Source organism: Streptomyces sp. NPDC059649, from assembly GCF_042734445.1.
Taxonomy (GTDB): Bacteria; Actinomycetota; Actinomycetes; order Streptomycetales; family Streptomycetaceae; genus Streptomyces.
On the sequence record NZ_JBHWDV010000063.1, the window covers coordinates 1 to 25,475 of the forward strand.

A 25,475-nucleotide genomic window follows, 5' to 3' on the forward strand; every position below is an offset into this window, starting at 1 on the left:
GTGTTTTTTTTTTCCGCGCCCGCGCGCGCCCCCGGGCTCGGGGCCGGGGCGGCCGCGCCCCCGGGGGGCCCCCCCCCGCCCGCCCCCCCCGCGCCCCCCCCCCCGCCCGCGGGCGGCGGCCCGGCCGCCGTCCGGCCGGCGGGAACGGACCGTGCCGGCGCGGCGTCTGACTCACTGCCCGACGGGCGCCCGGCCTCCGCGCCGGCCGCGTCAGGTACCTTTCCGGCAGTTGAGAGTGAGTGAGGACCCTGATGGACACGGCCGCCGCAACGGCCGGGGGTGCCCCCGGACGGGACCTGGGGCAGGACGGCCACACCGTGCCGCCGCCCCGGACCGCCGCCGACCCGGCCGCGGCCGCCACCCCCGGAACGCCCCCCGGCCCCCTCCGGCGCACCGCCCGCAGCCTGAGCGACCGGACCGCCCCGCTGCGCGTCCCCCGCCTCGACCCCTACTGGGCCGCCCTCCTCTTCTTCCTCGCCTTCGCGCTGCTCGGCGTCCACCGCTTCCAGACCCTGTCCACGTCCTCCTGGGACCTGGGCATCTTCGAACAGGCCATACGCGGCTACGCCCACTTCCGGGCACCGATCGTCGACCTCAAGGGCCCCGGCACCAACATCCTCGGCGACCACTTCAGCCCCGTACTGGTCCTGCTCGCCCCGCTCTACCGGCTCTTCCCCTCCTCACTGACCCTGCTGATAGCCCAGGCCGCGCTGTTCGCGGTGTCCGTCATACCGGTCACCCGCGCCGCGGCCCGCGCCCTCGGCCGCCTCCCCGGCCTCGCCCTCGGCATCGCGTACGGCACCTCCTGGGGGCTCCAGAAGGCCGTCGACTTCGACTTCCACGAGATCGCGTTCGCCCTGCCGCTGCTGGCCTTCGCCCTCGAAGCGGTGCTCCGCGGCCGCTGGACCGCGGCGGTGTGCTGGGCGGCGCCGCTGGTCCTGGTCAAGGAGGACCTGGGCGTCACCGCCGCCACCATCGGGGCCCTCGCCCTGCTGCGCACCCGGCGGGCGAGCCCCCTTCCCATCGCCCTGGTCGGCTTCGGCCTCGGCGCCGCCGCCCTGACCCTCGGCGTCCTCATCCCCGCCTTCAACGGCTCCGGCTCGTACGACTACTGGAGCAAGTTCGGCGCCGACGGCGGCGGCGCGACGATCCCCCTCGACACGGCGCTGCGCACCACCCTGTGGGTACTGCTCCCCACCACCGGACTGCTCGCCCTGCGCTCCCCGCTCCTGCTGGTCGCGCTGCCCACCCTGGGCTGGCGGTTCCTCTCCCACGAACCCCACTACTGGGGCATCGACTGGCACTACAACGCCGTCCTGATGCCGGTGGTCTTCCTGGCCCTGATCGACGCGCTCCCCCGCGCCCGGATCTCCGCCCGGCCCTGGCTGCGCTCCTACGCCCACCACCTGCCGGCCGCCCTCCTCGCCGCGGCCCTCGCACTGACCGCCAACCTGCCGCTGGCGCGGCTCACGGAGTCCGCGACGTACCGCACACCGCCGGACGTCGCGGCCGCCGCGCGGCTGCTCTCCCGGATCCCCGACGGCGCGACCGTCGAATCCGACATACGCCCGCTGAGCCGCCTCACCGACCACACCCGGGTCTACTGGCTCGGCGACACGGGGGGCTTGGCGCCCGGCTACATCGCGGTCCAGCTACGGGACGGGCACACGGTGCGCCAGGCGGTCGCGGATGCGGTTGCCCGGCATCCGCGGGCTCACTATGTCGTTCTTGGCGGCGCCGCGGATGTCCTGGTGCTCCGCCGTACGGGGCCCTGAGCCGCCCCACGTTTTCGGCTTGCCCGCCGTGGGGGTTGCTGTCTTTCCCGCCTTCGGCGGGAGGGGTTGGTTGGGCCGGGGGGCGCTCGCTTGGTGGGTGGTGCCGGGTGTGGTCCTCCGGGGGCGCCTTTCCGGACTGCTTCGCTTTACGTCCGGAAACCCGCCCCCTCCGGCCCCCACCCTCCCGCCGGATTCCGCGCCCCCGCCCGGTGGGGAGAAAAGTCAAAGACCAGGCGCCCCCGGCCCGAACCCCCACGCCCGCCGAAGGCGGAAGAACCCCAACCCCCGCGGCGGGAAAGCCGAGTACGTACGCCTACGTCAAGACCGTCGTGAGGAACTCGCCCACCCAGGCCAGCAGTTCACGCCCCACCACCGGCTTGCCGCCGATCTTGGCTGTCGTGGGACGCGGGACCAGGATCTGGTGAGTGGCTGGCTTGAGGACCGTACGGGGGTACAACCGCTTCAGGCGGAGTTCCTGGGACTCACGGAGTTCGACCGGGCCGAAGCGGATGTTGGCGCCCTGGAGGGTGATGTCCGAGACGCCGCAGGACCGGGCGAGCATCCGGAGGCCGGCGACGAGCAGGAGGTTCTCGACCTGTTCGGGCAACTTGCCGTAGCGGTCGGTCAGTTCCTCGCGGACCGCGGCGATGTCCTCCTCGGAGTTCGCGGAAGCGATCGCACGGTACGCCTGGAGGCGCAGCCGCTCGCCGGGGGCGTAGTCGTGCGGGACGTGTGCGTCGACGGGGAGCTCGATCTTCACTTCGAGCGGCGGTTCCTCCTCCACGCCGCCTTCGAGGGAGGCGCGGTAGTCGGCGACCGCCTCGCCGACCATCCGTACGTACAGGTCGAAGCCGACGCCGGCGATGTGGCCGGACTGCTCACCGCCGAGGAGGTTGCCCGCACCGCGGATCTCCAGGTCCTTCATGGCGACGTACATGCCGGCGCCCATCTCGGTGTGCTGGGCGATCGTGGCGAGGCGCTCGTGGGCCGTCTCGGTCAGTGGCTTCTCGGGCGGGTAGAGGAAGTACGCGTAGCCGCGCTCGCGGCCGCGGCCGACCCGGCCGCGGAGCTGGTGCAGCTGGGAGAGGCCGAAGTTGTCGCCGCGCTCGACGATCAGGGTGTTGGCGTTGGAGATGTCGATGCCGGACTCGACGATCGTGGTCGAGACCAGGACGTCGAACTTCTTCTCCCAGAAGTCGACGACGACCTGTTCCAGGGCGGTCTCCGACATCTGGCCGTGGGCGGTGGCGATCCGGGCCTCGGGGACGATCTCGCGGAGGCGGGCGGCGGCGCGGTCGATGGACTCCACGCGGTTGTGGATGTAGAAGACCTGGCCCTCGCGGAGCAGTTCGCGGCGGATGGCGGCGCCGATCTGCTTCTGCTCGTACGGGCCGACGAAGGTCAGGACCGGGTGCCGCTCCTCGGGCGGGGTGGTGATGGTGGACATCTCGCGGATGCCCGTCACCGCCATCTCCAGGGTGCGGGGGATGGGGGTGGCGGACATGGTCAGGACGTCGACGTTGGCGCGGAGCTTCTTGAGCTGTTCCTTGTGCTCGACGCCGAAGCGCTGCTCCTCGTCGACGATGACCAGGCCCAGGTCCTTGAACTTGGTCTCGGAGGAGAACAGGCGGTGGGTGCCGATGACGATGTCGACGGCGCCGTCCCGCAGGCCCTCCAGGGTCGCCTTGGCCTCGGTGTCGGTCTGGAAGCGGGAGAGTGCCTTGACGTTGACCGGGAACTGGCCGTACCGCTCGGTGAAGGTGCCGTAGTGCTGCTGGACGAGCAGCGTGGTGGGCACCAGGACCGCGACCTGCTTGCCGTCCTGGACCGCCTTGAAGGCCGCTCTCACAGCAATCTCGGTTTTGCCGTAGCCGACGTCGCCGCAGATCAGCCGGTCCATCGGGACCGACTTCTCCATGTCCTCCTTGACCTCGGCGATGGTGGTGAGCTGGTCGGGCGTCTCCGCGTACGGGAAGGCGTCCTCCAGCTCGCGCTGCCAGGGGGTGTCCGGGCCGAAGGTGTGGCCGGGGGCCGCCATCCGGGCCGAGTACAGCTTGATCAGGTCGGCGGCGATCTCCTTGACGGCCTTCTTGGCGCGCGCCTTGGTCTTGGTCCAGTCGGCGCCGCCGAGGCGGTGCAGGGTCGGGGCCTCGCCGCCGACGTACTTGGTGACCTGCTCCAGCTGGTCGGTGGGGATGTAGAGGCGGTCGCCGGGCTGGCCGCGCTTGGCGGGGGCGTACTCGACGAGGAGGTACTCGCGGGTCGCGCCCTGGACCGTGCGCTGCACCATTTCGATGTAGCGGCCCACGCCGTGCTGTTCGTGGACGATGTAGTCGCCCGCTTCGAGGGTGAGCGGGTCGATGGTCTTGCGGCGGCGGGCCGGCATCCGCTGGCCGTCCTTGCCGGCGGCCTTCTGTCCGGACAGGTCGGTCTCGGTCAGCACGGCGAGCTGGAGCTGGGGGGCGACGAAGCCGTTGTCGAGGGAGCCGCAGGCGACGTGGACGAGGGCGGGCGAGATCTCGGGGAGGTCGGCGTCCAGCCGGGCGGCGATGCCCTCGCCGCCGAGCACCTCGACCGTACGGGCCGCGGGGCCGTGCGCCTCGGTGAGGTAGACCGTGCGCCAGCCGTCGGCGAGCCACTGCTTGGTGTCGGCCAGCGCCCGCTGGGTGTCGCCGCGGTACGACTCGGGGGCGTGCAGGCCCAGCTTGAGGGTGTCGCCGTCGTCCTCGGCGGCCAGGCCCTCCCCGGAGGCGAACGGCGTCACCGACCACCACATCATCTCCAGCTCACGGGCCCGCTCACGGACGTCCGCGATGCCCCACAGCGAGGCCGCGCCGACGTCGATGGGCGCCTCGCCGCCGCCGGCCGTCGCGGCCCAGCTGGCCTGCAGGAATTCCTGGCTGGTCGCCACCAGGTCGGCGGCCCGGGTGCGGACCCGCTCCGGGTCGCAGACGACGGCCATGGAGCCCTTGGGCAGGACGTCGAGCAGCAGCTCCATCTCGTCGACGAGGACCGGGGCGAGCGACTCCATCCCTTCGACGGCGATGCCCTCGGCGATCTTGCCGAGGAGTTCGCCCAGCTCCGGGTGGAGCTCGGCGAGGGCCGCGGCACGCTGGCGGACGTCCTCGGTGAGCAGCAGCTCACGGCACGGCGGCGCCCACAGGCCGTGCTCGGCGACCTCCAGGGAGCGCTGGTCGGCGACCTTGAAGTAGCGGATCTCCTCGACGTCGTCGCCCCAGAACTCGATCCGGAGCGGGTGCTCCTCGGTGGGCGGGAAGACGTCCAGGATGCCGCCGCGGACCGCGAACTCGCCGCGCTTCTCGACCAGTTCGACCCGGGCGTAGGCGGCCGCCACCAGCCCGTCGACGATCTCCTCCAGATCGGCGGTCTGCCCCGTGCGCAGACTGACCGGCTCCAGGTCGCCCAGGCCCTTGACCTGCGGCTGCAGCACCGAGCGGATCGGCGCGACGACGACGGAGACCGGGCCGGCGGTGGGGTCGTCCGGGCTGGGGTGGGTGAGCCGGCGGAGCACCGCCAGGCGCCGGCCGACGGTGTCCGAGCGCGGGGAGAGCCGCTCGTGCGGCAGCGTCTCCCAGGACGGGAACTCGACGACGGAGTTGTCCTCGCCGGCCGGCATCAGGCTGCGCAGCGCGGCGGCGAGGTCCTCGGCCTCCCGGCCGGTGGCGGTGACCGCCAGTACCGGGCGCCGGGCCTCGCGGGCGAGCGCGGCGATCACGAACGGGCGGGCGGCCGGCGGGCCGACGAGATCCACGTGCGGGCGGCGTCCGTCGGCCGCGGCCCGGACCGCTTCGGCGAGCGCCGGGTCCCGTACGACGGCGTCGAGCAGACCAGTCAGGCTCATGAAAGGCTTCCGTCCCAGAAAGCGAGGCGAACAACGCGAACATCCCGCGACGTCACACGGGCGGGGGTTGCCCACGATACGCCCGACCGCCGACAAGCCGCCGCCCGAGCAGGCGGGGCCCCGGGCAGGGGCGGACCGCCCTGGTCCCGTTCCGTATCCCGGTCCGGCATGGAAGGCTGTGACGGGAACGGTGCCCATTACACACAACGGTGCCACGGAAGCGGAGGGGGACCCATGAGCCGCACGACCAGGGGCAGCGACAGCCCCACGGACCGGGGCACGGGCGGCCCGCGGACGCCGGCGCCGGGCACCGGGGACGCCCGCGCCGAACGGCGCGGCCCGGTCGTCGCCGCCCTGATGCTCGGCATGGCGCTGGCCGCGCTGGACTCCACGATCATCGCCACCGCCGTCCCCCAGATCGTCGGCGACCTCGGCGGCTTCGCGGTCTTCTCCTGGTTGTTCTCCGGCTACCTGCTGGCCGTCACCGTCACCCTGCCCGTCTACGGCAAGCTCTCCGACACCTTCGGCCGCAAGCCCATCCTGATCACCGGCATCGTGCTCTTCCTCGCCGGCTCACTGGCCTGCGCCGCCGCCTGGAACATGGCGTCCCTGATCGCCTTCCGGGTCCTGCAGGGCCTGGGCGGCGGCGCCCTCCAGGGCACCGTGCAGACCATCGCCGCCGACCTCTACCCGATGAAGGAACGCCCCAAGATCCAGGCCAGGCTCTCCGGCGTCTGGGCCACCTCGGCGGTCGCCGGTCCGGCGCTCGGCGGGCTGCTCGCCGCGTACGCGGACTGGCGGTGGATCTTCCTGGTGAACGTGCCGGTGGGCGCGGTGGCGCTGTGGCTGATCGGGCGGCACTTCACGGAGGTGCGGCGCACCGCGGACCGTAGTGGCGGCGGCCCGGCCGGCCGGCCCCGGGTGGACTGGCCCGGCGCACTGGCGATCTTCGCCTGCGGAGGACTGCTGCTGACCGCCCTCGTCCAGGGCGGCGTCGCCTGGGCCTGGCTCTCCACCCCGTCCCTGCTGCTGTTCGCCGGCAGCGCGGTGTGCGGCGCGGCCACCGTCCTGATCGAACGGCGCGCCGCCGCACCGATCATCCCCGGCTGGGTGTGGCGCCGCCGCACCATCTCCGCGGTCAACCTCGCCCTCGGCGCGCTCGGCCTGCTGATGGTCGCCCCCACCGTCTTCCTGCCCACCTACGCCCAGGCGGTGCTGGGCCTCGGCCCGATCGCGGCCGGATTCGTGCTGTCCGTGATGACCCTGAGCTGGCCGGTCTCGGCCGCCCTGAGCAGCCACGTCTACAACCGCCTCGGCATCCGCAACTGCGCCCTGATCGGCATCGGCGCGGCCGGGCTGATCCTGCTCGCCTTCCCGCTGCTGCCCTACCCCGGCGCGGCCTGGCAGCCCGCGCTGATCATGCTGGCGCTGGGTGCCGCCCTCGGCCTCTTCCAACTGCCGCTGATCATCGGCGTGCAGTCGTCCGTCGGCTACGCCGAGCGCGGCACCGCCACCGCGTCCATACTCTTCTGCCGCCAGGTCGGCCAGTCCGTCGGCGCCGCCCTCTTCGGCGCCGTCGCCAACACCACCCTCAACGACCGCCTCGCCCACGCCCCGGCCGACATCCGCCCCGGCCTGCCCGGCGACCTCGACGCGGTCTCCCGGGCCCTGGAGCACGCCGGCGCGCTCTCCGCGCACGCCACCGACTACCTCCGCCGCGCGGTCGCCACCACCGTCGGCCACGTCTACCTCGGCGCCGCCACGGCCGCCGCGCTCGCCCTGCTCGCCCTGCTCCTGCTCGCCCCGCGGCGCTTCCCGGTGCACGCGGACGCCCGTACGGCGGAGACCGAGCCCGGCACGTCCTAGCCGGGCCGGAGTCCTCGCAGGTCAGCCGCCCGCCTGGCGCGGCACCTGGGTCTCCACCGTCTCCTCGTCGTCGGAACCGGAGGCGCCGGGGCCGTCCGCCGGACCGTCGTCCTCCACGGCCGGGGCCTTGCCGGTCAGCGCCGCCAGGCTGTTGCGGACGTGCGCCATGTGGGAACGGAGCTCCTCCCGCTCCTCGTCGTGCTCGCGCAGCAGCCGCTCCGTGGTCCGCTCGATGCGCTCCGCCGCGACCCGGGCCTGCGCCAGCAGCTCGGCGCCCTGGTCCTCGGCGGCCTCCTGGTGGTGCCGGGCGGCCTCCTCGGCCTGGGCGTAGCGCCGGCGTTCCGCGGCGAGCAGCGACTCCCCCCGCTCTTCCAGCTCCGCCACCAGCCGCTCCATCGCCGCCTCCCGCTCGGCGATCTCCCGCCCGGCCGCGTCCCACTCCTCCGCCTGCCGCTTCTCCTGGTCGCCGAGCAGCTGGTCGGTGCGCCGGACCACGTCCGCCAGCATCGCCGCGGCCTCCACGCGCAGCTCCCCGGCCTCCCGGGACGCCGCCGCCACCAGCTTCATGGCGTTGTCCCGCGCCACCTCCTCGGTGTGCCGGGCCCGTTCGTCGGCGTCGCCGCGCAGCGCGGACGCCGCCTTGTCCGCCGACTCCCGGACCCTCTTGGCGTGCGCGTCGGCCGCGTCCCGCTCCTGCTCGGCGGCCTCCTCGGCCTCCGCGCGCAACCGCGCCGCCTCGGACTCCGCCGTGGTCAGGATCAACCGGGCCTCGCTGCCGAGGGATTCGTACGTCTGCGGGGGCAGCTTCGCCAAATAGCGCCGCAACTCGGCGAGTTCGGCCTCCATCTCGTTGGACAGGACGGTGAGCCGCGCGGCCCGCTCCCAGCAGGAGTCACGGTCGATGGAGAGCCCCTCGAAGCGGCGGTCCACATCCTCCGGCCGGTACCCACGGCCCCGTACGATCTCGAACCCGTGAGGCGAAACCGATGCACTCATCCCTCAAGCCCCTCTGTGCAGTTGCGCGCACTTCTCCTCGGACCGGCCGGCGGCGGCACCCTCGCGGCCCTCCGGCCGGCCCACTGCACCAGGATGCGTTATTTATCGGCAGAAGTCGGAATTGGATCATCGTGGCGCAACGCCTGGAACAACCGGCTCGCCCCGTTTTCATCCCACAGCAGTACCGACCCGGCCCCCGCCACCATCACCCCCGGCTGGTGCACCGGCACCGTCGTCGCGGTCCCGTCCCCGCCCGCGATCCGCTTCATCGCCCAGCCCATGTCCAGCAACTGGGCCACTCCGGCCTGCTGATCCACCCTCAGCGCCGCCACCGACACGTCCAGCACCTGCCGCAGCCGGAACGGATCGAGCAGCACCCGGGAGTCCGTCATCCCGTCCGCCAGCGCACCGATCAGCGCACGCTGCCGCTTCACCCGTCCGAGGTCCCCCTGTGGGTCGGCATACCGCGCCCGGACGTACGCCAGCGCCTCGGTGCCGTTCATCCGCCGGCAGCCCGCCGGGAAGTCCGCCCCCGACCTCTCGTCCCGCAGCGGCCGCTCAAGACACAGCCGTACGCCGTCCGGCAGCGCGTCCACCACCCGCACCAGCCCCAGGAAACTGACCTCCGCGTACCGGTCGATCCGCAGCCCCGTCGACTGCTCCACCGTCCGGGTGAGCAGCCGCGGGCCACCGTCCGCATACGCCTCGTTGATCTTCCGGCTGCCGTGGCCGGGCACCGGGACATAACTGTCGCGCGGCAGGCTGACCAGCGAAGGACCGTGCTCGCCGTAGTGCAGCACCATGATCGTGTCGGTGTTCCGCACCTCGTTGTTGCCGACGTGCAGCTCCCGGCGCTGCTCCGGGGTCAGCTCGGCCCGGCTGTCCGAACCGACCAGCAGCCAGTTCGTGCCCCGGCCCGCCGCCGGCCGCCCCGCGTAGTCACCCAGCGCATCGACGTGCCGCAGCTCCCGCCCCGCCCGCACATACAGCCCCGCCCCGCCCGCCACCACCAGCAGAACGAGCACCAGCAGCGCCACCAGCAGCCAGCTCAGCCAGGACAGCCGGGACGCCCGGGGCCCCGTCCCCCGGCGCCGCGGCGGGCGCCGCCCCCGCAGCGAACGGTCGATCCGCCGCCGGTGCCACCACGGCGGCCGCCGCGCCCGGTACAGCGTCGTCGACGAGGCAGACCACGGCGACGGCCACGACGGGGGTATCGGACGGCCCATACAGGCATGGTCAGGGCGCCCGGCCCGGCCCGCAGGTCGAGCGCCCTCGTACCGCCCCCGGGGCAGGCCGTTCCACCGACCGGCCCCCTACGACAGGCGGCCGGCCCGGATCTCCGCTATGGCGGGCCCTCGGGCGAGCGCACCGGCCACAGCAGGGCCAGGGCGAGCGCACCGGCCACAGCAGGGCCAGGGCGAGCGCACCGGCCACAGCAGGGCCAGGGCGAGCGCACCGGCCACAGCAGGGCCAGGGCGGGCGCGCCCCCTACCGCAGGGCCTCAGACGCGCGCGCCCCCTAGAGCAAGCCGTCCCACATCTGCTCCAGCAGCACCGACCACCAGGTCTCCGGCGAACCCAGCGCCGGCGGATCCAGCGCCACCAGCTGCGCCTGGAAGTCCACCGTCCAGCGGCCCGCCTGCTCCGGCGTGAGCCCGTACCGCAGCCGCCACATCCGGCCCAGCATCGCCAGACAGCGCACGAACTCCGGCAGCCCCGAGTTCACGAACTGCGGCGCGGCCGGCTGACCGCCCGGACCGGCCTCCATCGGCACCGCCACGATGTTCGCGGTCCCGTACTGGACGCACAGCTGACGCCCGAAGTCGTTGCCCATCACCAGATACGACCCGGCGTCCGACGCCGGCTGCACCCCGCGCTCCGCCGCCAGCTCCGCCAGCGTCGGCACCGGACGGCCCGGCTGCGCCTGCGCCCAGAAGAACGGCCCGAAGTCCACCGGCAGCCCGGCCCACACCAGCATCTGCGCCACCACATCGGGCACACCGTGCCGGGACACCGCCCGCTGGTCGAACCGGAAGATCCCCTGCGGCCCGAAGGACTGCTCCAGCTCCTGCCCGATCACCTGCGGCGGAACCGGCGGTACCGGCGGCACCTGCGACGGATGCGGCAACGGCACCCGCACCGGCGCCGGCCGCGCCGGACCGTCCGCGACCTGGTGCAACTCGCCCTGGTGCTCGACGAGATGACGCACACCCTGCTGCCGGGAGGCATGGTCCCGGCCGTACGCGGCGGTGTGGCTGATCCGCACCTGCGGCCAGTTGTCCCGGATCATCCGCGCGCAGTAGCCGCCCGGCAGATCACAGCACTCCAGCTCGGTGTGCAGCTCCAGCACCTGCTGCGGCGGGACGTTCATCCCGCGCAGCTCGTGCAGCAGCTGCCACTCCGGATGCGGCGTACCCGGCGCCGAACGGCGCACGATCTTCTGCTCCGAACCGTCCGGGGCGCGATAGCTCAGCACCGCCATGTAGCCCGGCCCGACCGTCGGCTGACCACCGGGCGCCGGCGGATAGCCGTACGCACCGGGAGCCGCGCCACCGGGGCCCGGCACACCGGGCGGCGGGCCGGGCGGGGCGGGCTGTCCCTGCGGCGGACCCGGCACACCGGGCGGCGGAACACCGGGACCGGCGGCCGGCGGCACACCGGGCGCACCCGGACCACCGGGGCCGCCGGGCAGTGCGGCGCCGCTGGCCAGCATCGTCGCCGCGGCATGCACCCCACCACCGGAGGTGCCACCCGTGGCGGGCGGCGGCGGGGGCGGCGGCGGACCGCCCTGCGCACCCTGACCGCCCTGCGCGCCCGGACCGCCGTGCGCGCCCTGGCCTGGCCTTCCCGGCGGACCGGGCGGCTTGGGCACACCGGGCACGCCCGGCGGCGCGGGCGGCGGCGGCACACCCGGTCCCGCACCGGCCGGACCGGCGGCACCCGGACCGCCGGCACCCGGACCGCCGGCACCCACGAGATCCTGCAGCGACGCCCCGTCGGCGAGCATCGTCGCCGCGGCGTGCACCCCGCCACCGGGCCCGCCGGCACCCGGCGCACCCGTACTGCCGGAGCCACCCGCGGCGCCGGTACCGGAGCCGTCGGCGCCGCCGGGCCCGTCCACCGCACTCAGATCGAGACCGTCCGTGTCCAGCTGCGAGACCAGCTGCGTCGGTACGTAACCCCCGGCCGGCGCACCCGGCCCGGACGCCGCGGGCCCGCCGGACCGACCGGTGTCGGCCTGCGGGGCGGGCGGGGGCGCGGCGGGGCCGGAAGCCCCCGGCACGGCGACACCGGGCGGCGGCGGGACGTCCGCGACCGGCGGCCCCGACGGCGGCGGCAGATCCGGCAGCACCGGAACGGCCGGCGGCGCGGACGGCAGCGGCGGCAGCGGCCCACCACCGGGCCCGCCGCCCTGGTCGGACGGCAGGTCCAGTGCGGGCGCGACCTGGGTACGCGGCAACTGGCTGCCGCCCTGTAGCAGTTCGGTCTTGGCGTCCGGCCGCGCCCGCGGCGTCGCCGGGACGCTGTCCTCGTCGTCGGAACCGGCCAGCGGCGGCGCGAAGACCGTCGCCGGCAGCCCCACCGAACGGTCCTCGTGCCCCGCGTCGGAATGGGTCGTGTCCGCCGCCGCCCAGGGGGTGTCGTCGGCAGCACCCGAAGCCGGCGGGGCAGGGGTGGGCTCCGGGGCGGACGGCACCGCGGCCGGGGCGGCCAACTGCTGTGGCGCGGCGGCCTGTTGGGGCACCGAAGGGGCCGCCGGACCGGAACCCGCACCGGCCCCCTCCCCCGCGGTCCCCGCGCCGCCGGCCGTCCCCGCACCGGCCCGCCGGTCCGGGATGCCGAGCGAGTCCGCCGCCTCCTGCAGCCACTCCGGCGGCGTCAGCAGGAACGACGTGGCCTCCAGATCGATCCGCTGCGGCGGCGGCTCGGCAGCGCCGTACCCACCGTCCACCGGCGTGCCGTACTCCTCCTCGTAACGGCGGATCACCTCGCCCACCGGCAGCCCCGGCCACAGCGTGGTCTCCCCGCTGTCCCGCGCGATCACCATCCGGGCCCGGCCGCCCTCCGACGCCGGACCACCCTCGCGGTCCTCCGCCCAGGCCACGAAACCCAGATCGAACTCCCGCACCCGCACCTCACGGTGGAGCTCCGCCGGCACCTCGCCGTTCACCCACCGCTCGGCGCGCTCCTGCGCCTGCGCGAACGTCACCACCGCGATCAGCCCCCCACCACGACGGCCTGCGCGAAACCGCCGTCCACCATCAGGTTCGCCACCGCCTCCAACTCCGGCGGATTACCCGCCAGCCGCTGAAGGAACTCGTCGAAATCCGCCCCGCACGGCAACAACAGCCGCTCCACCCGCTCCTGCACCGTCCAGCCGTCCCGGTCCCGCGCATCGTCGTACGGGCAGAACCACACCGAGCCCCGCGCCTCACCGCGCACCTTCACCGCGACCACACCGCCCTGCGCGAACGCCACCCCCAGATAGTCCTTGGTGAAGTGGTCCCGCAGGCACTTGTTCACGTACACCAGGTCATTGACCGCGGCATCGTCCCGCACCGTGAAGAACGGCTGGTCCACCAACAGCCCCAACTCCGCGTCCAGCGCCGCACCCACCGGCGCACAGCCGCCCGCCGCCTTCAGGAACGACCGGTACGCACCCGGCAGCCGGTACCCCAGCGCCTCCTCGGCCTGGACCACCTGCTCCTCCCCCACCGACAGATCGCGGTGCGGCAGCCCGAAGTGCACCGGCCGGGTCTCCTGCAACGGCCGCGTCCCGCGCTTGTCGTGCGCCACCGCCGCCGTCGCCAGCCCCCCGTGATGCCGCAACAGCGCCTTCACCTCGACCGGAATCAGCTCCATCCGCCGCGTACCGGCCACGTGGTGCCACGTCCAGCCGTGCGGCGTGGCCACCGACGGGACATCTATCCACAGCTCATGACCCTGCGCGTGCAGCGCCGCGTTCGCCGACACATAGTCCGTCAGCCGCAGCTCGTCGACCCCGAAACCCTCCGGCGGCTCGGCGATCTCCGCCGCGGCCCGGGCGTACGGCGTGAACTCAGGGAAACCCCGCCCGTCCATCCGCACCCCCGCGGGATACCGCGCGGCACGCACCGGATCCGGAAAATGCACGACCTGTCCGGCATAGGCCGCATTCGGTGGCGCGGCATGTCCCGCCGCCTGGGGGCCGGGTGGAACCCCCAGCCCTGGCCGACCTGTCGTCATCGCGGTTGCCCCCTGGCTGAAGCTGGCTTTGAGGCACAGCCTATGCCGTACCGCAACACCCTCCGCCGCCCCCGCCCCCGCACGTCAGCGCCACCCACCGGGCCGCCGACACAGCACCTCCGACCCCGCTCCGACCCCGCGGAACCCAACCCTCCGCCCGAACGCCGCCCGCCCGTCAGCCCCGCGACACACCGACGTCACCCGCCGGCACACCACCCCCGAACCCCGCACACCACCCCGCCCACCAGCCCCGTTGACCCCCGACCGACACCCCGTCAACCCCTGGTGATCACCGCGACAGGCTGTCCGACTACCGGAACACCCGGCATATTTGGCAGGCTGACCCCCGCAACCGGGGGGTTTGCAGGGAGGGAAAGCAGCACGGATGAGCACCACGGCACGCCACGGCACCGGCACCGACGCCGGCGACCCCCGCATCGGCTGGAGCGGCACCGCCGACACCCACCGCCCGCCCACGCTGCACCACCGCCGCGACGGCATCCTCCCCACCATCGGCGCCGCCCTGTCCGTACGCGGCAACACCCTCACCTGCACCGCCAGCAAGGCCGAACAGCCCCCACCGCTCCACCCCCTCGTCCAGGACTTCCTCGACACCCTCCCCACCGCACAGCGCGAACGCTTCACCGGCCGATGTCCCGAAGCCGTACTGCTCTCCCGCCACCTCACCGCCGTCGAGGCCAACCGCGGCAAACGCGCCTCCCGCAAGCCCCTCACCAACGGCGAAGCCCGCCGCTCCCTGAAACACTCCAAGATCACCGCACGCCACATCCGCGAGGACGGCGACCCCCAGCACGGCAGCTACGCCCCACCCTGCCGCTCCTGCGACGCCCTCCTCGCCCACTTCGGCGTCATGCCGATCGGCGCGACGCCCACAGGGAGCTGACCGCCACCATGCCGCCCATCACCCCCGACCCGCGCACCCCCGGACCCCGCGACGCCGCCCACGACCGCGCACCCGGACCCGGCCGCACCGACTCCACCCGGTTCCCCGCCGCCGTCGACGTCGCCCTCCAGGAAGCCGGCTGGCAACCCGGCCGCTGGGACATAAAGCAGGCCGAACACTGGGCCGACACCCTCCGCGCCCACACCTCCCCCGCCGGCCACCGCCACACCGTCTTCCCCGCCGCCGTCGAAGCCTGGGCCGAATTCGGCGGCCTGCGCATCGCCGGCCCCGGACCCGGCCGCCACATCGCCCCCACCCCCTTCGTCATCGCCCCCCTGCACGGCCTCCACCTCGCCCGCACCCTCGGCGACCTCGGCCGCGCCCTAGCCACCGACGTCGCCCCCCTCGGCCGCGAAGAACTCACCACCCACGACGGCGTCCACTCCCAGGCCACCCTCGCCATCGACACCGAAGGCCGCGTCTACAGCCTCGACCACACCGGCGACTGGTACCTCGGCGCCGACCTCGACACCGCACTGGGCACCCTCGTCCTCGGCACCCGACCGAGCCGACTGTCCACACACGGGGCCGACTGACCCACCACACCCCCTGACCGACCGCCTACGGCCGGAGGACGCGCCCGGACCTCAGCCCGCGGCCCAGGACCTCAGCAGCCCGCGGCCCAGGACCTCAGCCCGCGGCCTGCGACACCGGCCGAGGCGTCGGCAGCACGGCCGACACCCGAAAACCACCGGCATCCGTCGGACCCGACACGAAGACCCCGCCCAGTGCCGTGACCCGCTCCCGCATACCGACCAGACCGTTACCGCCACTCGGCAGCCCCGCATCCGCCGCCCCGCCCTCACACGGACCGTTCTCCACCTGCACCGCCAACTCACCCGCACGATGCGCCAACCGCACCCGCGCCCGGGCACCCGGCGCATGCTTGTGAACGTTCGTCAACGCCTCCTGAACCACCCGGTACACGGTCCGCTCCACCCGCGCCCCGTACCGCGGACGACCCGACTCCGCATCGCCCCCGCCCTCACCGTCACCGCCGTCCACCGACAGCTCCACCACCATCCCGGCCGCCCGGGACTGCCCCACCAGATCCCCCAGATCGTCCAGACACGGCCCGTCCACATCCCCCTCCGCCGCCGACGCCTCCACGCCCGAACGCTCCCCCACCGGACCCCGCTCCCCCTCGGCCGCCTCCTGCGCCCGCACCCGCGACGCCACCGCCGCCAGCCGCTCCGGCACATCCGCCCCCGCGGCACCCCTCGCCGCCGACCCCTCGGCCGTCCGCAGCACCCCCAACATCTCCCGCAGCTCCGTCAGCGCCTGCCGGCCCATGTCCCCCACCAGAGCCGCGTTCCTCGACGCCTTCTCCGGATCCTTCAACGCCACCGCCTGCAACGCCGCCGCATGCACCACCATCAGACTCACCCGGTGCGCGACCACATCGTGCATCTCCCGCGCGATCCGCGTCCGCTCCTCGTTACGGGCCCACTCCGCCCGCTCCTCGGCCCGGTCCGCCAACAGCGACAACTCACGCTCCAGACCGTCCGCACGCTCCCGCAGACTCTCCACCAGCCGCCGCCGCGCACCGACGTACAGACCCCACAACACCGGCGGCGCCGTCAGCACCACACCCAGCGCCAGCGCCATCACCGGCACCAGCCACACCGGCGGATTGAAGTCCGGCTGCGACGCGATGTCCTGCCGCATGCTGAGGAACGTCGTCACCAACGTCCCCGTCACCGTCATACCGGCCAACAGCGCGATGATCCGCCGCGGCACATCCGACGCGGCGAGCGTGTACAGCCCCACCACACTCAGCAGCCCGCCCATCTCCGCAGGCATCACCGCTATCGAGACCAGCACCACCGCCACCGGCCACCGGCGACGCACCAGCAACACCGGCCCCACCAACAGACCGAGCAGCATCCCCAGCAGCTCCGGCAGATCCGCCCCGTGCGCGAAACTCGCGCCCTCCAGCAGGCACTCCACGGTCGAAGCGGCCGCCAATGACGCATCCAGTACGGCGCTGCGCCGCCGCGTCCACCACCATGGCCCACCTATCGGCGCACCCCGCGCGCCCACACCTTCACTTGCCCCCGTCGCGGTCATACCGACCAGCCTACGGGGGCCCACCCCCGTTCCTCCGCCCTGTTATGGAGGCCCGCCGGCCCGGATACCGGCCTTACCCTCGGTTATCCCTCGAACTGTTGAATCGCCCAGGTTTTCGATGCTTGGGCGTGTCGTGCCCCGTCACCCTGTTCCCATGCCGAACACCCGACGGACCCCGCACGACTACGAAGCGTTACGCCACCAAGCCGTAACCCTCCGCCGCGCCGGCCTCAGCCGCCGCCAGATCCGCGACCGGTTGCACGTCCACAACAACGACATCCTCAACCGCCTCCTGGAAGGCGTACCGGTCCCGGAAGGGACCAAGCGCCCGAACGCGAAGGACGACCTGCGGGCCAAGGCCCGTGAGCTGCGCAAGCAGGGCATGACCTACGACCGGATCCAGGTCGAGCTGGGCTGCTCGAAGAGCTCGATCTCGCTCTGGGTACGGGACCTGCCGAAACCGGAACGGAAGCGCAGCCCGAAGAGGCCTCCGCCATCGCCCGCCGCGGCTGGGAGGCAACACTCAGACGGCGCGAGGAGGAACGACGGCGGACGAAGGCCGAGGCCGCGCAGGAGATCGGGGCGCTCACGGACCGGGAGTTGTTCCTCACCGGCATCGCCCTTTATTGGGCGGAGGGCACCAAGGACAAGCCGTACGCCCGCCGGGAAAACGTCATCTTCGTCAACAGCGACCCGCAGATGATCCGGCTCTACCTGGACTGGCTGCGCCTGCTCGACGTAGGGCCGGATCGCTTGCGCTACCGCGTGATGATCCACGCCTCCGCCGACGTGGCGGCCGCCGAACGCTATTGGGCGGAGCTCGTCGGCGTCGACGTGTCCACCCTGGGCAAGACGACGCTCAAGAAACACAACCCCAAGACGGTCCGCAAAAACGTCGGGGAGACCTACCGGGGTTGCCTGGTGGTCCGAGTGCTACAAAGTGCGGAGCTATACCGTCGCATCGAGGGCTGGTGGTACGGCATAGTAGGGGCTGCCACCGCGCCCGATCTACGAAATCGGACATAGCGGTAATCCCGGGTCGTCTAAGGGCAAGACGTCAGATTTTGGTTCTGATCATGGGGGTTCGAGTCCTCCCCCGGGAGCAAGCAAAGTTCGGGTCCTGATCGCAAGATCAGGACCCGCCGTCGTTTCGCCCGCAATACGCCCCGGTATCCTTCGGGTGACCACCACCCGAAGTAGCCAAGAAGCCGAAGGGCATCCCCGTGAGCGCCAACCGCCCGGCAGCCGTCGTCGTTCTCGCAGCGGGTGAAGGTACCCGCATGAAGTCGGCGACCCCCAAGGTCCTGCACGCACTCTGCGGCCGCTCCCTCGTCGGCCATGTCGTCGCCGCCTCCCGTGAGCTCGACCCCGAGCACCTCGTCGTGGTCGTCGGCCATGCCCGTGAGCAGGTGCGGGCGCATCTCTCCGAGATCGATCCGGCGGTGCGGACCGCCGTTCAGCACGAGCAGCGGGGTACCGGGCATGCGGTCCGTACGGCGCTGGAGGAGCTGAGCGACAGCGGTGTCGTGCTCGACGGCACGGTGATCGTGGTCTGCGGTGACACGCCGCTGCTGACCGGGGAGACGCTGCGGCGGCTCGGTGAGACGCACGCGGCGGACGGGAACGCGGTGACGGTGCTGTCGGCGGAGGTGCCGGACGCGACCGGTTACGGGCGCATCGTGCGGGATGCGGCGTCGGGTGCGGTGACGGCGATCGTCGAGCACAAGGACGCGTCGGAGGCGCAGCGGGCGATCCGGGAGATCAATTCGGGGGTGTTCGCCTTCGATGCCCGGCTGCTGATGGATGCGCTGGGGAAGGTGCGGACGGACAACAGCCAGGGTGAGGAGTACCTCACGGATGTGCTGGGGATCGTGCGTGAGGCGGGGCATCGGGTGGGGGCCGCGGTGGCGGTGGATCACCGGGAGATTCTGGGGATCAACAACCGGGTGCAGTTGGCGGAGGCGCGGCGGCTGCTGAACGGGCGGTTGCTGGAGCGGGCGATGCTGGCGGGTGTGACGGTGGTGGATCCGGCGTCGACGTTCGTGGATGTGGCGGTGTCGTTCGAGCAGGACGTGACGGTGCACCCGGGTACGCAGTTGATGGGTGCGACGCATGTGGCGTCGGGTGCCGAGGTGGGGCCGCATTCCCGGCTGACGGATACGTCGGTGGGTGAGGGTGCGGTGGTGTCGTTCACGGTTGCCGAGGGTGCGCGTATCGGTGTGGGTGCGAATGTGGGCCCTTATGCGTATCTGCGGCCGGGGACGGATCTTGGTCCGCGTTCAAAGGCCGGCGCGTATGTGGAGATGAAGAACGCGTCGGTGGGTGAGGGCACGAAGGTGCCGCATCTTTCGTATGTGGGGGATGCGACCATTGGTGAGTTCACCAATATTGGTGCGGCGAGTGTGTTCGTGAACTATGACGGTGAGGCGAAGCACCACACGACCGTTGGTTCGCATTGCAGGACGGGGTCGGACAACATGTTTGTGGCTCCGGTCACGATCGGGGACGGCGCTTATACGGCGGCGGGCTCGGTCATCACCAAGGATGTGCCCCCGGGTTCGCTGGCGGTCGCGCGTGGCCAGCAGCGGAATATCGAGGGTTGGGTCGCGCGCAAGCGGCCTGGAAGTGCCGCCGCGCAGGCTGCTGCGGCTGCTCGCCGGGAGTCGGAAGGCGAGCAGTGATCGTGCAACCGGGTGCGCCGTGCGGGGCGTACCGTGATGAGCGCACGCAAACTGTGATTCGAGGAGATTTGCTGTGACCGGGATCAAGACGACCGGCGAGAAGAAGCTGATGCTCTTCTCCGGCCGCGCCCACCCCGAGCTGGCGGAGGAGGTTGCCCATCAGCTGGGTGTCGGCCTGGTCCCGACGAAGGCTTTTGACTTCGCCAACGGTGAGATCTATGTCCGCTATCAGGAGTCGGCGCGTGGCGCGGATTGCTTTTTGATTCAGAGCCACACGGCTCCGATCAATAAGTGGATCATGGAGCAGCTGATCATGATTGATGCGTTGAAGCGGGCGTCGGCCCGTAGCATCACGGTGATCGTGCCGTTCTACGGTTATGCGCGTCAGGACAAGAAGCACCGTGGTCGTGAGCCGATTTCGGCGCGGCTGATCGCGGATTTGATGAAGACCGCGGGTGCGCACCGTGTGGTGACGGTGGATCTGCACACCGACCAGATCATGGGTTTCTTCGACGGTCCGGTGGATCATCTTTTTGCGCTGCCGGTGCTGGCGGATTATGTCGGTGCGAAGGTGGACCGGGACAAGCTGACGGTGGTGTCGCCGGATGCCGGCCGGGTGCGGGTGGCGGACCGTTGGTGTGACCGTCTGGGTGCGCCGCTGGCGATCGTGCACAAGCGGCGGGACAAGGACGTGGCGAATCAGGTCACGGTGCACGAGGTCGTCGGTGATGTGAAGGGCCGGGTGTGTGTGCTGGTCGACGACATGATCGACACCGGTGGCACGATTTGTGCGGCGGCGGATGCGCTGTTCGCGAATGGTGCGTCGGATGTGATCGTGACGGCGACGCATGGTGTGCTGTCGGGTCCGGCGGCGGATCGGCTGAAGAATTCGAAGGTGAGTGAGTTCGTGTTCACGAATACGCTGCCGACGCCTTCGGAGCTGGAGTTGGACAAGATCACGGTGCTGTCGATGGCGCCGACGATCGCGCGGGCGATCCGTGAGGTGTTCGAGGACGGTTCGGTGACGAGCCTCTTCGAGGAGCAGTGAGTGTGTGATCGCCGGCGTCCGTGGGGTGGGGTAGTTCCCGCGTCCGCCGGGCGTGTGTGATCCATTTTGGGGCGGCCTTCCTGCCGGGTAGACTCGTGGAGTTGCTCGGCGAGGGAGGCCGCCTTTTTTGGGTGGTTGTCCGTTATCGACGCGCTCTTCGTAGCTGGTCTGTCGTGGGCCGGGTGACGCCCACCAGATGTTTCTGAGATACGAGGAGTGCTGTCATGGCTGAGGTGAAGCTTTCCGCCGAGCTGCGGAACGACTTCGGTAAGGGTGCGGCCCGCCGTCTGCGTCGCGAGGCGAAGGTTCCGGCTGTCATTTACGGTCACGGTGCGGAGCCGCAGCACGTGGCGATCGACAGCCACGCGCTGATGATGGCGCTGAAGACGCCGAACGCGCTGCTCCGTCTGGAGTTCGACGGCAAGAACGCGCTGGTCATCCCGAAGGATGTGCAGCGTGAGGCGATCCGCCGGTTCCTGGTGCACGTGGACTTCCTGGCCGTGAAGAAGGGCGAGAAGGTCACGGTCGAGCTGCCGATCCAGACCGAGGGTGAGCTGGCTCCGGGTGGCAACCTGCTGGAGCACGTGCTGAACACGCTGCCGGTCGAGGCCGAGGCGACGCACATTCCGGAGTCGGTGACGGTGTCGATCGCGGGTCTGGACTCGGGTTCGTCGGTGCTGGCGAAGGACATCGCGCTGCCGTCGGGTGTGTCGCTGGCGGTGGAGGACGAGACCGTCGTCCTGCAGGTCGTGTCGGCGCAGGCGGAGGCTCCGGCCGAGGAGGGTGCCGAGGGCGAGGCCGCGGGCGCCGAGGCCTGATTCGCTTCCGGGGCCGGTGTGCCCTGGTGATTCTTTTGGTGACCGTCGTCCCGTGCTGTTGGCGCGGGGCGGCGGTCGTGCCGTTGGAGGAGGGTGCAGATGGCGGATGCGGACAGCCCGTGGCTGGTGGTGGGTCTCGGTAATCCGGGTGCGGAGTACGCGGGTAATCGGCACAACGTCGGTTTCATGGTGGCGGATCTTTTGGCGGAGCGGATGGGGGGCCGTTTCAAGGCGCACAAGGCGCGGGCTCAGGTGGTGGAGGGCCGGTTGGGTGCGCCGGGGTTGTCGAGCCGCCGGGTGGTGGTGGCGAAGCCGTTGTCGTTCATGAATCTGTCGGGTGGGCCGACGACCGCGTTGCGGGATTTCTTCAAGGTGCCGGTGGCGCATGTGGTGGCGATTCACGATGAGTTGGACATTGATTACGGTGCGCTGCGGCTGAAGTTGGGCGGTGGTGACAACGGTCACAACGGTCTGAAGTCGATCACGAAGTCGTTGGGTGCGGATTATCACCGGGTGCGGTTCGGGATCGGGCGTCCGCCGGGTCGTATGCCGGTGGCGGATTTCGTGTTGAAGGACTTTTCGTCGGTGGAGCGGCGGGAGTTGGACTATTTCGTGGACCGTGCGGCGGATGCGGTGGAGACGTTGATCGTGGATGGTCTGGAGCGGGCGCAGGGTACGTACAACTCGTGATCGAGTGCCCGAAGGGGACGGGTCGGGGCAGGGCTGACGAAGTGTCGTCGGAGGTTGACCGGGTGCTGGTGGATGGCCAAGGATCGCGGCCATGCCCAAGAGCAGTACGCGCACCCGTTCGGTCAGACGCAGTCGTTGGCGGCGGCTCGGTGAGAGCTCCTATGGGGTGTTGTTGGTCGCCCGGACGGGGTTGATGGGGCTGCTGGCGCTGCTGTTGCTGGTGGCTGGGGTGTGGACGTCGTGGAGCACGGCGAAGTACGCGATGCTCGTGAAGGGCCGGGAGCGTGGTGTGCTGACGGTGTCGGCGTGTGCGGGTGAGCGGTGTTCGGGGCCGTATGTGCCGGTGGCGGGGACGGGTCGGCCGCGGCCGCGGGTGTCGATCGCGCAGGCGGCGGCGCCGGAGCAGGGTGAGCGGGTCGAGGTGGTGCTGAAGCCGGGGACGTCGGACGCGGTGCGGACGGGGTCGGCGGGGGTGCTGCATGCGTGGGTGCCGTTCGCGGGGGCGTTGTTGCTGGCGGCGCTGGTGGTGGCCGGGGGGATGCGGTTGCGGCGTACGGCGTGGGGGATGGGGTTGTTGGGGGTGGCGTTGTTGGGTGCGGCGTTCGCGGCGATGTAGTGCACGGAGAATCGAAACGGTGGCGGCCGGCTCCTTCGGTGAAGGGGCCGGCCGCCGCCGTTTGTGCGGGGTGTCGGGTCAGCCGGTGTTGCGGAGGCCGGCGGCGACGCCGTTGACGGTGAGGAGGAGGGCGCGGGCGAGTACCGGGTCGGGCTCCTCGCCGCGTTCGGCGGCGGTGCGCTGGCGGTGGAGGAGGGAGACCTGGAGGTAGGAGATCGGGTCGAGGTAGGCGTCGCGGATGTGGAAGGTCTGCTTGAGGACGGGGCTGGCGTCGAGGAGTTCCTTTTCGCCGGTGATGCGGAGGACTTCGGCGACGGTGAGTTCGTGCTCGGCCTTGATGACGTCGAAGACGTGCTTCAGTTCGTCCGGCACGAGGGTGTCGACGTAGTGCTGGGCGATCCGCAGGTCGGTCTTGGCCAGCGTCATTTCGACGTTGGAGAGGAAGTTGCGGAAGAAGTGCCAGTGCTCGTGCATTTCGTCGAGGACGGTGTCGAGGCCGGCTTCGCGGGCGGCCTTGAGGCCGGTGCCGACGCCGTACCAGCCGGGGACGATCTGCCGGGACTGGGTCCAGCCGAAGACCCAGGGGATGGCGCGGAGGCCGTCGAGGCCGGCGCCGGAGTCGGGGCGGCGGGAGGGCCGGGAGCCGAGGTGGAGTTCGGCGAGCTGGTCGACGGGGGTGGAGGCGAAGAAGTACGCCGGGAGGTCGGGGTCCTCGACGAGGCGGCGGTAGGCGCCGTGGGCGGCGTCGGAGACGGTTTCCATGGCCGCGTCCCAGCGGGCGAGGGCCTCGTCGGACTGGCGGGGCGCGGTGTGCAGGGCGGAGGCCTGCAGGGTGGCGGCGACGGTCAGTTCGAGGTTTTCCCGGGCGAGGGACGGGATGAGGTACTTGTCGGAGATGACCTCGCCCTGTTCGGTGACCTTGATCTCGCCTTCGAGGGTGCCGTAGGGCTGGGCGAGGATCGCGTCGTGGGAGGGGCCGCCGCCGCGGCCGACGGTGCCGCCGCGGCCGTGGAAGAGGCGGAGGCGGACGCCGTGCCGGTGGGCGACGTCGCGGAGGAGTCGCTGGGCGCGGTGGATCTCCCACTGGGAGGTGGTGATGCCGCCGAACTTGGAGGAGTCGGAGTAGCCGAGCATGACCTCCTGGACGTCGCCGCGGAGGGCGACCAGGCGCCGGTAGGAGGGGTCGGCGAGCATTTCGTCGAGGAGCTGGTCGGCGATCTTGAGCTCGTCGGTGGTTTCGAGGAGCGGGACGATGCCGATCTTGGCCCAGCCGGCGTGCAGGTCGATGAGGCCGGCCTCGCGGGCGAGGACGGCGGCGGCGAAGACGTCGTCGGAGCCCTGGCACATGGAGATGATGTAGGACTCGGTGACCTCGGCGCCGAAGGTTTCCTTGGCCTTGAGGATGGTGCGGAAGACGTTCAGGGTCTTGGCGCCGGCTTCGTCGAGGGGGGCCGGGGTGGGGGCGAGCGGGCGCCGGGAGCGGAGTTCCTTGGCGAGGAGCTTGCGGCGGTAGTCGCGCGGCATGTCGGCGTAGCGCCAGGATTCCTCGCCGAGGCGGTCGAAGAGCTGGCCGAGGGCGTGGTGGTGGGCGTCGGCGTGCTCGCGGATGTCGATGGTGGCGAGCTGGAGGCCGAAGGCGCCGATGGTGCGGATGGTGCGTTCGAGGTGGCCGTCGGCGACCAGTCCGCCGCGGTGTTCGCGCAGGGAGCGCTGGAGGAGGGTGAGGTCGTCGAGGAGCTCGGTGGTGCCGAGGTAGTCGCGGCCGGGGACGTGCGCGGTGTCGCCGGCGAGCCGCTCGCGGGTGTTGACGAGCTTCTGGCGGATGCAGGTGGCCTTGAGGCGGTAGGGCTCTTCGGCGTTGAGGCGCTTGTAGCGGGGGCTGATCTCGGGGAGCAGGTCGAGGTCGCGCTGGAGGGATTCCAGGAGCTCGTCGGTGGCGCCGCAGTTGCGGATGGAGTTGGACAGGGCGCCGCGGAGCTCGTCGACGTGTTCGAGGGCGTCGGTGATGCCGTGCTCGTGCTGGAGGATCAGGACGTCCCAGGTGACCTGGGGGGTGACGTTGGGGTTGCCGTCGCGGTCGCCGCCGATCCAGGTGCCGAAGGTGAGCGGGCGGGTGCCGGGGGGCAGCGGGGCGCCGGCGCGTTCGAGCTCGGCGGCGAGGTCTTCGAGGACGTCGCCGACGGCTCCGCGGGCGAGCTCGTCGAGGTAGTAGATGGCGTTGCGGGCCTCGTCGGTGGGCTCCGGGCGGGCGACGCGGAGTTCGTCGGTCTGCCAGATGAGGTCGATGCTCTCGGCGAGGCGGAGGTCGGTGCGGCGCCGTTCGGTGGCGTCGGTCCGGTCGAGGAGTTCGGCGACCTTGCGGAGCTTGGTGAGGACGGAGCGGCGGGCGGCCTCGGTGGGGTGGGCGGTGAAGACGGGGCGTACGCCGAGGTTGCGGGCGGTGTTCCGCAGGTGCTCGGGGTCGGCGTCCTTGAGCATGTCGGCGGTGCGGGCGAGGATGCCGCCCTCGGCGGCGCGCTTGGCGCGCAGCTCGCGGCCGCGGTGGACCTGCTCGGTGACGTTGGCGAGGTGGAAGTACGTGGAGAAGGCGCGGACGAGCTTGGCGGCGGTGGCCAGGTCGGTGTCGCCGAGGAGGCGTGCCGCGGCCTCGCCGTCGGAGCGGGTCAGGGCGCGTACCCGCTCGACGAGGTCGAGGAGCTCGGGGCCTTCCTGCCGGACCAGGGTCTCGCCGAGGAGGTCACCGAGGCGGCGGATGTCGGCGCGCAGGGCGACGCCGGCGGCCTCGGTGGGCTCGGTGGTCGCGGTCTCGACGGGGGTGTTGTCGGCACTGCTCACTGGTGCTCCTTGCGGCGATCAGGGGCGTC

Annotated in this window: 16 protein-coding genes, 1 tRNA gene and 1 pseudogene; 11 read left to right on the plus strand and 7 right to left on the minus strand. The window is 71.9% G+C overall.

What is annotated here, in order from left to right; genetic code table 11:
- The first annotated feature begins 251 nt into the window (after positions 1–251).
- Complete coding sequence (locus tag ACFV1J_RS35655) at positions 252–1,775, plus strand: DUF2079 domain-containing protein (RefSeq protein WP_385865329.1); 1,524 nt, start codon at positions 252–254, stop codon at positions 1,773–1,775.
- Between the two features lie 313 nt (positions 1,776–2,088).
- On the opposite strand, the gene mfd is transcribed toward ACFV1J_RS35655, so the two are convergent.
- On the minus strand, positions 2,089–5,637 hold the full coding sequence (mfd, locus tag ACFV1J_RS35660) for a transcription-repair coupling factor (RefSeq protein WP_385865331.1): 3,549 nt from the start codon (positions 5,635–5,637) through the stop codon (positions 2,089–2,091).
- Positions 5,638–5,871: 234 nt separating this feature from the next.
- Here mfd and ACFV1J_RS35665 point away from each other — a divergent pair, with 234 nt between their 5' ends.
- Positions 5,872–7,503: an MFS transporter gene (locus tag ACFV1J_RS35665; RefSeq protein ID WP_385865333.1), complete on the plus strand. Its 1,632-nt coding sequence runs from the start codon at positions 5,872–5,874 to the stop codon at positions 7,501–7,503.
- 21 nt (positions 7,504–7,524) lie between these two features.
- On the opposite strand, the gene ACFV1J_RS35670 is transcribed toward ACFV1J_RS35665, so the two are convergent.
- The 4 genes from ACFV1J_RS35670 to ACFV1J_RS35685 form a co-directional block, all read right to left on the minus strand.
- Positions 7,525–8,433 (minus strand): cellulose-binding protein, encoded by a 909-nt coding sequence (locus tag ACFV1J_RS35670; protein ID WP_385865335.1) that lies wholly within the window; start codon positions 8,431–8,433, stop codon positions 7,525–7,527.
- Between the two features lie 164 nt (positions 8,434–8,597).
- Entirely contained in the window at positions 8,598–9,536 is a 939-nt protein-coding gene (locus ACFV1J_RS35675) for an LCP family protein (RefSeq protein ID WP_385865374.1), read from the minus strand.
- A 481-nt stretch (positions 9,537–10,017) separates the two neighbouring features.
- Positions 10,018–12,711, minus strand: coding sequence for an SUKH-4 family immunity protein (locus ACFV1J_RS35680; RefSeq protein WP_385865337.1), 2,694 nt, complete (start codon positions 12,709–12,711; stop codon positions 10,018–10,020).
- Between the two features lie 5 nt (positions 12,712–12,716).
- Positions 12,717–13,724: an SMI1/KNR4 family protein gene (locus tag ACFV1J_RS35685; RefSeq protein WP_385865339.1), complete on the minus strand. Its 1,008-nt coding sequence runs from the start codon at positions 13,722–13,724 to the stop codon at positions 12,717–12,719.
- Positions 13,725–14,109: 385 nt separating this feature from the next.
- On the opposite strand from ACFV1J_RS35685, the gene ACFV1J_RS35690 reads away from it, so the two are divergent.
- Both ACFV1J_RS35690 and ACFV1J_RS35695 read left to right on the plus strand, forming a co-directional pair.
- Positions 14,110–14,628: a YwqJ-related putative deaminase gene (locus ACFV1J_RS35690; RefSeq protein WP_385865341.1), complete on the plus strand. Its 519-nt coding sequence runs from the start codon at positions 14,110–14,112 to the stop codon at positions 14,626–14,628.
- A gap of 8 nt (positions 14,629–14,636) precedes the next feature.
- Complete coding sequence (locus ACFV1J_RS35695) at positions 14,637–15,224, plus strand: SUKH-3 domain-containing protein (RefSeq protein ID WP_385865344.1); 588 nt, start codon at positions 14,637–14,639, stop codon at positions 15,222–15,224.
- A gap of 94 nt (positions 15,225–15,318) precedes the next feature.
- On the opposite strand, the gene ACFV1J_RS35700 is transcribed toward ACFV1J_RS35695, so the two are convergent.
- Positions 15,319–16,758, minus strand: coding sequence for a sensor histidine kinase (locus ACFV1J_RS35700; RefSeq protein ID WP_385865346.1), 1,440 nt, complete (start codon positions 16,756–16,758; stop codon positions 15,319–15,321).
- A 154-nt stretch (positions 16,759–16,912) separates the two neighbouring features.
- Between ACFV1J_RS35700 and ACFV1J_RS35705 the strand changes: the two are divergent.
- The 7 genes and pseudogenes from ACFV1J_RS35705 to ACFV1J_RS35735 all read left to right on the plus strand — a co-directional run bounded on the left by ACFV1J_RS35705 (position 16,913) and on the right by ACFV1J_RS35735 (position 22,611).
- Positions 16,913–17,784: pseudogene (locus ACFV1J_RS35705) on the plus strand (hypothetical protein).
- A gap of 6 nt (positions 17,785–17,790) precedes the next feature.
- A tRNA-Gln gene (locus ACFV1J_RS35710) sits at positions 17,791–17,861 on the plus strand.
- Positions 17,862–17,981: 120 nt separating this feature from the next.
- Complete coding sequence (gene glmU, locus ACFV1J_RS35715) at positions 17,982–19,439, plus strand: bifunctional UDP-N-acetylglucosamine diphosphorylase/glucosamine-1-phosphate N-acetyltransferase GlmU (protein WP_385865348.1); 1,458 nt, start codon at positions 17,982–17,984, stop codon at positions 19,437–19,439.
- Positions 19,440–19,512: 73 nt separating this feature from the next.
- Positions 19,513–20,487 carry a ribose-phosphate diphosphokinase gene (locus tag ACFV1J_RS35720; RefSeq protein WP_385865350.1) on the plus strand — a complete coding sequence of 325 codons (975 nt, stop codon included), beginning with the start codon at positions 19,513–19,515 and terminating at the stop codon, positions 20,485–20,487.
- A gap of 224 nt (positions 20,488–20,711) precedes the next feature.
- Positions 20,712–21,305 carry a 50S ribosomal protein L25/general stress protein Ctc gene (locus ACFV1J_RS35725; RefSeq protein ID WP_385865352.1) on the plus strand — a complete coding sequence of 198 codons (594 nt, stop codon included), beginning with the start codon at positions 20,712–20,714 and terminating at the stop codon, positions 21,303–21,305.
- A gap of 99 nt (positions 21,306–21,404) precedes the next feature.
- Positions 21,405–21,995 (plus strand): aminoacyl-tRNA hydrolase, encoded by a 591-nt coding sequence (gene pth / locus ACFV1J_RS35730; protein WP_385865354.1) that lies wholly within the window; start codon positions 21,405–21,407, stop codon positions 21,993–21,995.
- A 91-nt stretch (positions 21,996–22,086) separates the two neighbouring features.
- Complete coding sequence (locus ACFV1J_RS35735; RefSeq protein ID WP_385865356.1) at positions 22,087–22,611, plus strand: hypothetical protein; 525 nt, start codon at positions 22,087–22,089, stop codon at positions 22,609–22,611.
- Positions 22,612–22,689: 78 nt separating this feature from the next.
- Here the strand turns inward: ACFV1J_RS35735 and ppc are convergent, their stop codons facing one another.
- Entirely contained in the window at positions 22,690–25,446 is a 2,757-nt protein-coding gene (ppc, locus tag ACFV1J_RS35740) for a phosphoenolpyruvate carboxylase (protein WP_385865359.1), read from the minus strand.
- Between the last annotated feature and the right edge of the window lie 29 nt (positions 25,447–25,475).

Bases quoted from the DNA above. Each gene is read 5' to 3' on its own strand.
- ACFV1J_RS35685 (WP_385865339.1), bottom strand. From the start codon at position 13,724: ATGACGACAGGTCGGCCAGGGCTGGGGGTTCCACCCGGCCCCCAGGCG.
- pth (WP_385865354.1), top strand. From the start codon at position 21,405: ATGGCGGATGCGGACAGCCCGTGGCTGGTGGTGGGTCTCGGTAATCCG.
- ACFV1J_RS35695 (WP_385865344.1), top strand. From the start codon at position 14,637: ATGCCGCCCATCACCCCCGACCCGCGCACCCCCGGACCCCGCGACGCC.
- ACFV1J_RS35700 (WP_385865346.1), bottom strand. From the start codon at position 16,758: ATGACCGCGACGGGGGCAAGTGAAGGTGTGGGCGCGCGGGGTGCGCCG.
- ACFV1J_RS35735 (WP_385865356.1), top strand. From the start codon at position 22,087: ATGCCCAAGAGCAGTACGCGCACCCGTTCGGTCAGACGCAGTCGTTGG.
- ACFV1J_RS35725 (WP_385865352.1), top strand. From the start codon at position 20,712: ATGGCTGAGGTGAAGCTTTCCGCCGAGCTGCGGAACGACTTCGGTAAG.
- mfd (WP_385865331.1), bottom strand. From the start codon at position 5,637: ATGAGCCTGACTGGTCTGCTCGACGCCGTCGTACGGGACCCGGCGCTC.
- ACFV1J_RS35655 (WP_385865329.1), top strand. From the start codon at position 252: ATGGACACGGCCGCCGCAACGGCCGGGGGTGCCCCCGGACGGGACCTG.
- ACFV1J_RS35690 (WP_385865341.1), top strand. From the start codon at position 14,110: ATGAGCACCACGGCACGCCACGGCACCGGCACCGACGCCGGCGACCCC.
- ACFV1J_RS35665 (WP_385865333.1), top strand. From the start codon at position 5,872: ATGAGCCGCACGACCAGGGGCAGCGACAGCCCCACGGACCGGGGCACG.